This window comes from Pseudomonas sp. R76, assembly GCF_009834565.1.
GTDB lineage: Bacteria > Pseudomonadota > Gammaproteobacteria > Pseudomonadales > Pseudomonadaceae > Aquipseudomonas.
The window spans coordinates 2,540,515-2,553,097 of sequence record NZ_CP019428.1; the positions used below are offsets into that span (position 1 = coordinate 2,540,515).

A 12,583-nucleotide genomic window follows, 5' to 3' on the forward strand; every position below is an offset into this window, starting at 1 on the left:
CTCCAGGCGCCGTTATTGTTATTTTTCTATAGGAGGTGAGCGCCAGTAAAAAATCAACTTGTTTTTTTACTGGTGACTGGATTAGCGTCGCCCTCAACCACCCCGCGCCTGGAGAATAAAAATGACTTACTGCGCCGAACCCGCCCAGGAAAAACACCTGCGCGAAGAGCTTGCCGCGTGCTACCGCCTGATCGCGCACTACCGCATGAGCGACCTGATCTTCACGCATATTTCGGTGCGTATTCCCGGGCCTGAGCACCACTTCCTGATCAACCCCTACGGGTTGATGTTCGATGAAATCACCGCCTCCAGCCTGGTCAAGATCGGCCTGGATGGCCGCGCGGTGGAGCCTTCCCCTTACGCCGTCAACCCGGCCGGGTTTGTCATCCACAGCGCGATCCATGCTGCGCGCGAAGATGCCCAGTGCGTGCTGCATACCCACACCCGCGCGGGCTGCGCGGTGGCGGCGCTGGAGTGCGGGTTGTTGCCGGTCAACCAGATCTCGATGGAGTTCTACGGCAAGGTCGCGTACCACGATTACGAAGGCGTCGCTCTGAATATGGCCGAGCAGCGCCGCCTGGTGCATGACCTGGGCGACAAGCCGGTGCTGATGCTGCGCAACCACGGTCTGCTGACGCTGGGCGAGACGGTCAGCCAGGCGTTCCTGCGCATGTACTACCTGGAGAAAGCCTGCGATATCCAGATCGCGGCCCAAGCCTGCGGCCCATTGATCTTGCCGCCGGCCGAGGTCTGCGCCTACACCGAACAGCAATTCAACAACCCAGGCCGAACGCTGGAGCCGGGCGAACTGGCCGACCCGGACGCCATGCAGTTGGCGTGGGCGGCGTTGCTGCGGATGCTGGATCGGGTGTCGCCCGGTTACCGCGACTGATGTAGAGTCGTGCGGCCGACTCAACGAGGACATCGCCCCATGACCCAGGAATCCCGCTTCTCCCGCATGGAGCCGCAATTGCGCAAGGCCAACCTGGTGCAGGCCACGCTCACGTGCCTCAAGCGCGATGGTTTCCAGGGCGCTTCGATTCGCAAGATCAGCGCCGAGGCCGGGGTGTCGGTCGGGCTGATCAGCCACCACTATTCGGGCAAGGATGAACTGGTGGCCGAGGCTTATCGCACGATCACCGCCCAAGTCATGAGCCTGCTGCGCGAGACCATGGCCGAGGCGCCACCAGAGCCTCGGGAGCGGCTGTCGGCGTTGTTCCGGGGTTCGTTTTCCGCTGAGTTGCTCGACCCGCAACTGCTCGATGCGTGGCTGGTGTTCTGGGGCGCGGTGAAAACCGCGCCTGCGATCAACCAGGCCCACGAACATTCCTACGGTGAGTACCGCACCATCATGCGTTCCGCCCTGAGCGATATGGCCAGGGAAGAGGGCTGGGAGCGGTTCGACGCCGACCTCGCCGCCATCGGCTTGAGCGCCTTGCTTGACGGGCTGTGGCTGGAGTCGGGGCTTAACCCTGGCACCTTCACGCCGGAGCAGGGCATTCAGATCTGCGAAGCCTGGGTCGACGGCCTGCAGAGCGGCGGTCGCCAGCGTTATCTGCTCAAACCCTGAGCCTTTCTTGCCGCCTGAACGCAAGGTTCAGGCCGCTATTTCCCTTCTGAAAATATTTGCAGTTTGCCGATTGCCTCCTTGCTGAACACTCGTTTAGTATCTCGCCATGTCGCACCCCTCAAGCCAATTAAAATAATTCGAGGAAGCCATGACTACCGATTCGCCCGTGCTCACCGATGTGCAAGCAGGCGTTGCCTGGATCACCCTCAACCGTGGTCCCCAGCGCAATGCACTGGACATTCCGACCCTCAAGCACCTGCATGCCTTGCTCGACGCTTTCAACCGCGACCCCGCCGTGCGCGCCGTGGTGTTGACCGGCAGCGGCCGCAGCTTCTGCGCCGGCGCCGACTTGGCTGAGTGGGCTGAAGCCGAATCGCGCGGCGCCCTCGAAACCTACGGCTGGACCGAAACCGCCCACGCCCTGATGACCCGCCTGCACACCCTCGACAAACCCACGATTGCCGCGATCAACGGCACTGCCGTCGGCGCCGGCATGGACCTGACGCTGTGCTGCGACCTGCGCATTGCCGCCCAGTCGGCACGCTTCAAGGCCGGCTACACCAGCATGGCCTACTCGCCGGACGCCGGCGCCAGCTGGCACTTGCCGCGCCTGATCGGCAGCGAACAGGCCAAGCGCCTGTTGTTTCTTGATGAGCTGTGGAGTGCCGACCGCGCACTGGCCGCCGGCCTGGTGGGCGAAGTGATCGCCGATGAGCAACTGCACGCCCACACCACGGCACTGGCCACGCGCCTGGCCAACGGGCCGACCTTCGCCTTTGCCCAGACCAAAACCCTGATCCGCGAAGGCGCCGCCCGCAGCCTGCCCGAGCAACTGCAGGCCGAACTGGCGGCTGGCCTGCTGTGTGGGCGCAGCGTCGACGGCGCCGAAGCCTTGCGTGCGTCCATGCAAAAGCGCTCACCGAATTTCTGCGGCCAATAACAACAACACCCCCGAGCAGGTAGCGCCATGAATTTCCAACTCAGCCAAGAACAAGACATGTTGGTGGACGCGGTACGCAGTTTTGTCGCCAAGGAATTGCTGCCCCACGAAGAGGCGGTAGACCGTGCCGACGAGGTCTCGCCCGAGCTTGCCGCGCAGATCCGTGACAAGGCGATCACTGCCGGTTTCTATGCCTTCAACATGCCGGAAGAGGTGGGCGGTGGCGGCCTGGATTACCTGTCCCAGGCGCTGATCGAGCGGGAGCTGTCGAAGGTCTCGTGGGCGCTGCATGTGTTCGTTGCACGGCCGTCGAAAATCCTCATGGCCTGCACTGGCGCGCAAATCGAGGACTATTTGTTGCCGTGCGTGCAGGGTCAGAAAATCGACTGCTTCGCCCTGACCGAACCCGGCGCCGGCTCCGACGCCAATGCGATCAAGACCCGCGCCGTGCGCGACGGCGACGACTTTGTGATCAACGGCAGCAAGCACTTTATCAGCCATGCGGGGCACGCCGATTTCGCCATCGTGTTTGCCGTCACCGACACCTACGAACACAACGGGCGCCAGCGCAACGCGGTGACCTCATTCCTGGTCGATCGCGGCACGCCTGGCATGACCATCCGCCGTGGCCCCAAATGCGTGAGCAACCGCGGCTATCACACTTATGAAATGTTCTTCGACGACTGCCGCGTGCCCGCGTCCAAGGTGCTCGGCGAAGTGGGCAAAGGCTGGGACGTCGCCAATGCCTGGCTCACCGCCGGGCGCGTGATGGTCGCCGCCAACTGCGTCGGCCAGGCCCAGCGCGCGCTGGATGTGTCGCTGCAATGGGCGGCCGACCGCAAGCAGTTCGGCCAGCCTATCGGCACCTACCAAGGCGTGAGTTTCAAGCTGGCCGACATGGCCACGCAGATTCGCGCCGCCGAGCTGCTGACCCTGCACACTGCCTGGAAGATGGACCAGGGCAGCATGACCGACGGCGAGGCCGGCATGGCCAAGCTGTTTGCCAGCGAAACCCTGGGCAAAGTTGCCGATGAAGCCGTGCAGATTTTCGGCGGCATGGGCTTGATGGACGAAGGCCCGGTGGAGCGCATCTGGCGCAACGCACGGATCGAGCGGATCTGGGAAGGCACCTCGGAAATCCAGCGCCATATCATCGCCCGTGAACTGTTGCGGCCGCTGTTGCGCTGATCGGCGCGGAGAACGCTTATGTCCCAGGCTATTCGCGACAACCTCAAGCGCCTGCTGGCGCCCCGGCACCTGGCATTCGTGGGTGGGCGCAGCATGGCCCGCGCGCTCAAGCGCTGCGCCGACGGCGGCTTTGCCGGGCCGATGTGGCTGGTCAACCCGCAGCATGACAGCCTCGACGGCGTCCCGTGTGTACGGCGCATCGCCGATCTGCCGTGCGGTCCGGACGCGGTGTTTATTGCCACCAACCGTGAATTGACACTCACCTGCGTGGCTGAATTGGCCGCCATCGGCACCGGCGGCGCGATTTGCTACGCCTCGGGGTTTGCCGAAACCGGTGCGGCCGGTGTGGCGTTGCAACAGCAATTGCTGACGGCGGCAGGCGACATGGCGTTACTCGGCCCCAATTGCTATGGCCTGCTGGACTATCTGCACAGCGCGGCGCTGTGGCCGGTGGCCCATGGCGGCAAGGCGGTGGAGAAGGGCGTGGCGGTGCTGACCCAGAGCGGCAACTTCGCCTATAACCTGTCGATGAGCGACCGCTCGTTGCCGGTTGCCTACATGGCTTCGGTGGGCAACCAGGCGCAACTGGGCGTTGCCGAATTGATGGACGTGTTGCTCGATGAGCCGCGCGTTACCGCCATCGGTTTGCACTTGGAGGGCCTGAAGAATGTGCCGGGCTTTGCCCGCGCGGCGCACAAAGCCTTGGAAAAAGGCATTCCGATTATTGCGCTGAAAACCGGCGTGTCGCAGCTCGGTGCCGAGCTGGCGATGAGTCACACCAGTTCGCTCTCGGGCTCGGATGCGCTCTACGACAGCTTGTTTGCACGCTTGGGGGTGATCCGCGTCAGCGGCCCGGTGAGTTTCGTCGAAACCTTGAAAGCCGTGGCCTGCGGCAATCTCCCCACGGGTAAAAGCCTGATCGCCCTGGCCTGCTCGGGCGGTGATGCAGGGCTGATTGCCGACTACGCCGAGCGCAACCAACTGGCCCTGCCGAAACTGGATGAAGACCAGCGCGCTGAGCTGGCGCAGGTGCTGCCCAGCTACGCCAACCTGGTTAACCCGCTGGATTTCACCACGGCCATCTGGGGCGACCGCGAAGCGCTCAACCGCATGCTCGACACGGCCCTGCGCACCCAGGCCGATGCAGCCATGCTGGTGCTGGATTACCCGGCTGAATGTACCGGCGAACGCAAGGAATGTGACTTGCTGCTGGAGCTGTTCTGCGCGGCGCTCAGCCGCCATGGCAAGACCGGCTTCGTCACCTCGGCGTTCCCTGAGCTGTTACCGCCGCACGCCCGTGAGCGGCTGCATGCGCATGGCATTGCCGCACTGCAAGGCGTGGAAGATGCGCTCGCGGCGTGGGGGCGGATTGCCGACTACACAAACCAGCGTCGCGTGTTGCTCGAACGCGGTGAATCGATCCTCGAACCGCTGTGCCCGCAAGCCCTCGACGGCCACGGCCAGGCCCTGGATGAGTGGGCGTCCAAACAAGCCTTACGTGCCTATGGCCTAAATACCCCAGCCGCGGTGTTGAGTACGCCGGGGCGGGCGATTGCCGACGCAAAGCTGCTGGGTTACCCGTTGGTGCTCAAGGCTGTCAGCGCCGATTTGCCGCATAAAACCGAAGCCGGTGCCGTGGCCTTGAACCTGCAGGATGGCTTCGCCCTGACTGCCGCGCTTGAACATATGCGCCGGCAAATCGCGGTGTACGCGCCCGGTGTAGTCTTCGATCAATTACTGCTGGAAACCATGGCAGCGCCACCCTTGGCCGAGCTGATCGTGGGCATCAAGCGTGAAAACGACTTTGGCCTGGCCTTGGTGATCGGCGCCGGCGGCATCCTCGTGGAATTGCTCAAGGACAGCCGCAGCCTGCTGCTGCCGACCACCGACGATGCGATTCGCAACGCGTTGCTCAGCCTGCGCAGCGCCGCCTTGCTGCAAGGTTTTCGCGGGCGTGAAGTGGCGGACATGGACGCGCTGGTCGCGGCGATCCGCGCCGTGGCCGACTACGCCTGCGCCCATGCCGGGCAGTTGCTGGAACTGGATGTGAACCCACTATTGGTCAATGCCCGCAGCGCCACGGCGGTCGACGCATTGATTCGCCTAGGAGATGGCCATGCACGATAAAACAATGACCGGCGGCCAGGCGTTGGTGCGGCTGCTGGCCAACTATGGCGTCGACACGGTGTTCGGCATTCCCGGCGTGCACACCCTGGAGCTGTATCGCGGCTTGCCCGGCAGCGGCATTCGCCACGTGCTCACGCGCCACGAACAGGGCGCCGGGTTTATGGCCGACGGTTATGCGCGGGTCAGCGGTAAACCGGGCGTGTGCTTTGTGATCACCGGCCCCGGCGTGACCAATGTCGCCACCGCTATCGGCCAGGCGTATGCCGACTCGATCCCGATGCTGGTGATCTCCAGCGTCAATCACCTTGCCAGCCTCGGAATGGGCTGGGGCATCCTGCATGAGACGCAGGACCAGCGCTCGATCACGGCGCCCATCACCGCGTTTTCGGCAGTGGCCTTGAGCGCCGAGGATTTGCCCGAGCTGGTCGCCCGTGCCTACGCGGTGTTCGACAGCGAGCGGCCACGGCCGGTGCATATCTCCGTGCCGCTGGATGTGTTGGCGGCCCCGATTGAGTGGGACTGGAGCAATGAGGTGGTGCGCGGTGCCGGGCGTGGCTTGCCAGCGGCCGAGGTGCTGGATCAGGCAGCGGCCAAACTCGCCTCGGCCAAGCGCCCGATGATCATTGCCGGTGGCGGCGCGCTGGCGGCGGGGGAGGCCTTGCAGCGGTTGAGCACGCAATTGGCGGCGCCATTTTTCACCAGCGTGGCGGGCAAGGGTTTATTGCCGGTCAATGACCCGCTGAATGCCGGTTCAACCCTGTGCGTCGAACCCGGCTGGCAACTGATCAGCGAGGCCGATGTGGTGCTGGCGGTTGGCACGGAAATGGCCGACACCGATTACTGGCGCGAGCGCTTGCCCATCACCGGTGAGCTGCTGCGCGTGGATATCGACCCACGCAAATTCAACGATTTTTACCCGTGCACCGTGGCGCTGCACGGCGATGCCAACAGGACCGTGCTGGCGTTGCTGGAGCGCTTGCCGACGGCGCCGCGAGACGCTGAAGCGGCAATCAAAAGAGTCACCACATTGCTCCAGGCCGTTGAGCTGGGGCACGGCCCGCTGCAGTCGATCCACCAAGCCATTCTCGACCGCATCGAGGCGGAACTGCCCGCCAACGCCTGTATCAGCAGTGACATGACCCAGCTGGCCTACACCGGCAACTATGCCTACCGCAGCCGCGCACCGCGTAGCTGGCTGCACCCCACCGGCTACGGCACTTTGGGCTATGGCTTGCCCGCCGGTATCGGCGCCAAGTTCGGTGCGCCGTTGCGGCCGGGCCTGGTGCTGGTGGGCGATGGCGGTTTCCTCTACACCGCCCAGGAGTTGGCCACCGCTGTTGAAGAGTTGGACAGCCCGCTGGTGGTGCTGCTGTGGAACAACGACGCCCTCGGCCAGATCCGCGACGACATGCTGGGCCTGGACATCGAGCCCATCGGCGTGCTGCCGCGCAACCCGGATTTCGCGCTCTTCGCCAAGGCGTTCGGATGCACCGTGAACCAGCCAAAAAACCTGGATGAATTGCAAACGGACTTGCGCAACGGCTTCAAACGCAATGGCGTGACCTTGATCGAGTTGAAACATGCCTATGCCTGTTGACCTTTAGAGGAGCAAGACCATGAGCGAAAACAACAACAAAATGACTCAAGCGATGCACCGACGGGACTTCCTCAAACACAGCGCCGTCGCGGGCGCGGTGGCCGCAGCGTTTTCCATGGGCCTGCCATTACACGCCTTCGCCGAAGACGCGGCGCCCAAGCCGGGCGGTGTATTGCGCCTGGGCCTGGCCGGCGGCAGCACCACCGATTCGCGTGACCCTGGCTCCTGGGTCGACACATTTACCTTCGTCGGCTTTTCGGCGGTGTACAACACGCTGACTGAGATCGCCGTCGACGGCACTGCGATCCCCGAACTGGCCGAGCGCTTTGAATCCACCCCGGATGCGCGTGTGTGGACCTTCCACTTGCGCCAGGGGGTGACCTTCCACAATGGCAAAAGCCTGACCGCCGACGACGTGGTGGTATCGATCAACCATCACTTGAGCAAGGATTCCACCTCGGCGGCCAAGACCGTGCTCGGTGATGTCGCCAGCGTCAGCGCCAAGGGCAGTGACGCGGTGGTGTTCGAGCTGCATTCGGGCAATGCGGATTTTGCCTATGTGGTCGCCGATTACCACTTGGTGATCATGCCCGCCAAAGACGGCGCTGCCGATTGGCAGGCCGGCGTGGGCACCAGCGGCTACCGCCTGAAAAGTTTCGAGCCCGGCGTGCGCATGGACCTGGAACGCAACCCCGATTACTGGAAACCCGGCCGCGCGCATTTCGCCAGTGCCGAGCTGCTGGCCATCGCCGATGGCGCCGCACGGGTCAATGCACTGGTCACCGGGCAGGTGGATGTCATCAACAAGGTTGATCTGAAAACCGTGGCCCTGCTCAAACGCAACCCAGGCTTGGTGATTGAGGAAACCAAGGGCGCCCAGCACTACACCTTCCCGATGCTGTGCGACAGCAACGAATTCAAGAACAACGACATTCGCATGGCGATGAAACACGCGATCAATCGCGAGACCTTGTTGGCTTCGGTGCTGCATGGCTATGGCCTGGTCGGCAACGATCATCCGATCCAGCCGGGCAGCCGTTTTATCAACGCGGCGCTGGAGCAGCGCGCGTATGACCCGGACAAGTCGCGTTTCTACCTGCGCAAGGCCGGTGTGGACTCGCTCAAGGTGCGCCTGCAAGCCTCTGACGCCGCCTACACCGGCGCGGTCGACGCCTCGGTGCTGTTCAAGGAACAGGCGCGCCAGGCCGGTATCGATATCGACGTGGTGCGCGAGCCGGCCGACGGCTACTTCTCCAATGTGTGGATGAAGCAGCCGTTTACCACCTCATTCTGGTACAGCAGCTTGACCGCCGACCGCATGTTCAGCATCGGCTACGCCAAAGGCGCGGCCTGGAACGAAACCCACTGGGACAACGCGCGCTTCAACCAACTGCTCACCGCCGCCCGTGGCGAGATGAACGCGCCGTTGCGCCAGGAGATGTACAACGAAATGCAGGCCCTGTGCCGTGACGATGGCGGCGCAATTGTGCCGCTGTTTGCCAGCTCCGTGGCGGCGCGTTCGAACCGCGTCAGCCATGGGCCGCTGACCGCGCCTTATGGTGAGCTGGATGGGTTGCGGTTGATTGAGCGCTGGTGGCAAGCATAAAGATCCTCCTGCCAATGAAGATCCAATGTGGGAGCTGGCTTGCCTGCGATGAGGCCCGTCCATTCACCGTAGCCCACCAGGCCGCCATCGCAGGCAAGCCAGCTCCCACAGCAGATAAGTGCTGTCTCGATGAGAATCGTCCATGAATAGCCTGCTCAAACTAATCCTCCAACGCCTCGCCCTCGGCCTGCTGTCGCTGTTCGCCGTCTCGGTCATCATCTTCCTCGCCGTGGGCATGCTGCCCGGCGACATCGCCCAGGCCATGCTCGGCCAGTCCGCCACGCCGGAAACCGTCGCGGCGTTTCGCGCGCAGCTGGGTCTGGACTTGCCGCCGTTCACGCGCTTTGCGCAATGGCTGCTGCGCCTGCTGCACGGCGACCTTGGCGCTTCACTGGCCAACCAGCGGCCCATCGCCGAGCTGATCGGTGCGCGCCTGGGCAATACGCTGAGCCTGGCCGCCCTGGCGGCGGTGGTCTCGGTGCCCACCGCGCTGGTGCTGGGCATGCTCGCGGCGCTGTACCGCAACAGCTGGTTCGATCGCCTGCTCAACACCACGGCCTTGAGCGCCGTGTCGTTCCCGGAGTTCTTTGTCGCCTACCTGCTGATCCTGGTGTTCTCGGTAAAACTCGGTTGGTTTCCCAGCCTGTCCAACCTGGCGCCGGATGCGTCGTTCGGCACCATCCTGGAACGCTCGGTATTGCCGGTGGCGACGCTGAGCCTGGTGGTGATCGCGCAGATGATGCGCATGACCCGCGCCGCTCTGATCAATTTACTGGCCAGCCCCTACATCGAAATGGCCCGGCTCAAGGGCATCAGCCAATCGCGGATTATCTGGCGGCACGCGTTGCCCAACGCGCTGGCGCCCATCGTCAATGTGGTCGCGCTGAACCTGGCGTACCTGGTGGTGGGCGTGGTGGTGGTCGAGGTGGTGTTTGTCTACCCAGGGTTGGGCCAGTTGTTGGTGGACTCGGTGGCCAAGCGCGATATCCCGGTGGTGCAGGCCTGCAGCCTGATCTTTGCCGCCACCTACATCCTGCTCAATACCGGGGCGGACGTGCTGTCCATCGCCAGCAACCCACGCTTGATGCATCCGAAGGGGTAGACCATGAGCCTGTTGAGCCACCTGGCCAGGGCGCCGTTGAGCGCCAAATTCGGCCTGCTGATCATTGTTTTGTACATCGCGGTGGCGCTGTTTGCGCCGCTGCTGGCGCCCTATGGCGAAACCCAGGTGGTGGGCGAGGGCTTCGCGCCCTGGAGCGGCCAGTTCCTGCTGGGCACCGATAACCTGGGGCGCGACATGTTCAGCCGCCTCGTCTACGGCGCGCGCAATACCTTGGGCATCGCCTTCCTGACGACCACGCTGGCGTTTGTGCTCGGTGGTTTGAGCGGCCTGGTCGCGGCGATCAAGGGCGGCTTGGTCGACCAGGGCTTATCGCGGGTGGTGGATATTCTGATGGCGATCCCGCAACTGATCTTTGCCTTGCTGATCCTCAGCGTGGTGGGCACCAACGCCACCTCATTGGTATTGGTGATTGCGCTGCTGGATTCGACGCGGGTGTTTTGCTTGTCTCGCGCGGTGGCGATGACCGTGGTGGTGCAAGATTTCGTCGAAGCCGCACGCCTGCGCGGCGAAGGCCTGTGGTGGCTGGTCACCCGCGAAGTGCTGCCCAACGCCGCTGCGCCATTGATTGCCGAGTTCGGCCTGCGCTTCTGCTTTGTGTTCCTGTTTATCAGCGCGTTGTCGTTTCTCGGCCTGGGCATTCAACCGCCCACTGCCGACTGGGGCAGCATGGTGCGCGACAACGCGGTGTTGATCACCTTCGGCGATATCAGCCCGTTGCTGCCGGCCCTGGCCGTGGCATTGATTACCGTCAGCGTGAATTTTGTCGTCGACTGGATGCTGCATAAATCCAGCGGCCTGAAGGAGTGTTGAGGATGGACACGCCATTGCTGGAAATTCGCAACCTGCAGGTCGAAGGGCATTACGAAGACGCTTGGCACCCGCTGATCAACGGTATCGACCTGACCTTGCAGCGCGGCGAGGTACTGGGACTGATCGGCGAGTCGGGCGCGGGCAAGTCCACCCTCGGCCTGGCAGCGATGGGGTATGCGCGCGACGGTTGCCGCATTGTCGGCGGCTCGGTGTGTTTTGACGGCATTCAGTTGCTGCAGGCCAAGCCTGAGGCCTTGCGCAAATTGCGCGGCCTGCGCATTGCGTATGTGGCGCAAAGCGCGGCGGCATCGTTCAACCCGGCGCACCGACTGATCGACCAGCATATGGAAACTGCGGTGATCAACGGCGGTATCAGCCGCGCCCAGGCCGAGCGCGAAGCGGTGGAGTTGTACCGCGTGCTGCGCCTGCCCAGCCCCGAAACCATTGGCCAACGCTACCCGCATCAAGTCTCGGGCGGGCAGTTGCAGCGGGTGATGACGGCGATGGCCATGGCCTGCCACCCGGACCTGATTATCTTTGACGAACCCACTACCGCCCTCGACGTCACCACCCAGATCGAAGTGCTGGCGGCGATACGCGATGCGGTGAAAACCTTCGGCAGCGCCGCGCTGTACATCAGCCATGATTTGGCGGTGGTGGCGCAGATGGCCGACCGCATCATGGTGTTGCGCCACGGCCAGCTGGTGGAAGAAGCTGACACTCGCAGCATGCTCAGCCAGCCGCAGCAGGACTACACCAAATCGCTGTGGGCGGTGCGCAGTTTTCGCACCGAGCCCAAGGCTTGCCCGACCCAGGCCGTGCCGCTGCTGGAGGTGCGCCAGGTGTGTGCCCGTTACGGGCATCAACCGGTGCTGCATGACGTATCGATGCAGCTGCATCGCGGCCAGACCCTGGCGGTGATCGGTGAGTCCGGCAGCGGCAAAAGCTCCACTGCGCGCCTGATTACGGGGTTGTTGCCGGCCACCGCGGGGCAGGTGCTGTATGACGGCGAGGCGTTGCCGGTGGACTTCCGGCGGCGCAGCAAGGAGCAGTTGCGGCGTATCCAGATGATCTACCAGATCCCCGACACGGCGCTGAACCCGCGCCAGCGTATCGTCGACATCATCGGCCGGCCGCTGACGTTTTACCTGGGCCTCAAGGGCAAGGCGATGCGCGCGCGGGTCGCCGAATTGCTGGAGATGATCGAGCTGGACCCGGCAGTGTTCATGGAGCGCCAACCGCGCGAGCTGTCCGGCGGGCAGAAGCAGCGCATCTGCATCGCCCGTGCCTTGGCGGCCGACCCGCAACTGATCATCTGCGACGAAGTCACCTCGGCCCTCGATCAACTGGTGGCCGAAGGTGTGCTGAAGTTGCTCAACCGTATTCAGCAGCAACTGGGCGTGGCCTACCTGTTTATCACCCATGACGTCGCCACCGTGCGCGCGATTGCCGATGAGGTGGTGGTGATGCAGCGGGGCAGGGTGGTCGACCAAGGCCGCCGCAGCGCGATTTTTACCCCGCCGTACCAGGACTACACCGGCCTGCTGTTTTCATCGGAACCGGAAATGGACCCGGACTGGCTCGATCATTTGCTGGCCCAACGGGCGGCGCCCACCGTTTGA

Annotated in this window: 10 protein-coding genes; all 10 read left to right on the top strand. The window is 63.6% G+C overall.

The window, feature by feature from the left end:
- Positions 1-121 precede the first annotated feature (121 nt).
- The 10 genes from PspR76_RS11725 (at position 122) to PspR76_RS11770 (ending at position 12,583) form a co-directional block, all read left to right on the top strand.
- The gene (locus PspR76_RS11725) at positions 122-892 is read left to right on the top strand and encodes a class II aldolase/adducin family protein (RefSeq protein ID WP_159955342.1); all 771 of its coding nucleotides are present in this window, start codon (positions 122-124) and stop codon (positions 890-892) included.
- Between the two features lie 39 nt (positions 893-931).
- The gene (locus PspR76_RS11730) at positions 932-1,570 is read left to right on the top strand and encodes a TetR family transcriptional regulator C-terminal domain-containing protein (RefSeq protein ID WP_159955344.1); all 639 of its coding nucleotides are present in this window, start codon (positions 932-934) and stop codon (positions 1,568-1,570) included.
- Positions 1,571-1,718: 148 nt separating this feature from the next.
- Positions 1,719-2,510 carry an enoyl-CoA hydratase/isomerase family protein gene (locus PspR76_RS11735; RefSeq protein ID WP_159955346.1) on the top strand — a complete coding sequence of 264 codons (792 nt, stop codon included), beginning with the start codon at positions 1,719-1,721 and terminating at the stop codon, positions 2,508-2,510.
- Positions 2,511-2,537: 27 nt separating this feature from the next.
- Positions 2,538-3,698: an acyl-CoA dehydrogenase family protein gene (locus PspR76_RS11740; RefSeq protein WP_159955348.1), complete on the top strand. Its 1,161-nt coding sequence runs from the start codon at positions 2,538-2,540 to the stop codon at positions 3,696-3,698.
- An 18-nt stretch (positions 3,699-3,716) separates the two neighbouring features.
- Positions 3,717-5,825: an acetate--CoA ligase family protein gene (locus PspR76_RS11745; RefSeq protein ID WP_159955350.1), complete on the top strand. Its 2,109-nt coding sequence runs from the start codon at positions 3,717-3,719 to the stop codon at positions 5,823-5,825.
- Positions 5,815-7,422, top strand: coding sequence for a 5-guanidino-2-oxopentanoate decarboxylase (locus tag PspR76_RS11750; protein WP_159955352.1), 1,608 nt, complete (start codon positions 5,815-5,817; stop codon positions 7,420-7,422). The genes PspR76_RS11745 and PspR76_RS11750 overlap by 11 nt, the downstream gene beginning before the upstream one ends.
- A 19-nt stretch (positions 7,423-7,441) precedes the next feature.
- On the top strand, positions 7,442-9,028 hold the full coding sequence (locus PspR76_RS11755) for an ABC transporter substrate-binding protein (RefSeq protein WP_159955354.1): 1,587 nt from the start codon (positions 7,442-7,444) through the stop codon (positions 9,026-9,028).
- A gap of 142 nt (positions 9,029-9,170) precedes the next feature.
- Complete coding sequence (locus tag PspR76_RS11760; RefSeq protein WP_159955356.1) at positions 9,171-10,130, top strand: ABC transporter permease; 960 nt, start codon at positions 9,171-9,173, stop codon at positions 10,128-10,130.
- Between the two features lie 3 nt (positions 10,131-10,133).
- Complete coding sequence (locus tag PspR76_RS11765; RefSeq protein ID WP_159955358.1) at positions 10,134-10,961, top strand: ABC transporter permease; 828 nt, start codon at positions 10,134-10,136, stop codon at positions 10,959-10,961.
- Between the two features lie 2 nt (positions 10,962-10,963).
- Positions 10,964-12,583, top strand: coding sequence for an ABC transporter ATP-binding protein (locus tag PspR76_RS11770; RefSeq protein ID WP_159955359.1), 1,620 nt, complete (start codon positions 10,964-10,966; stop codon positions 12,581-12,583).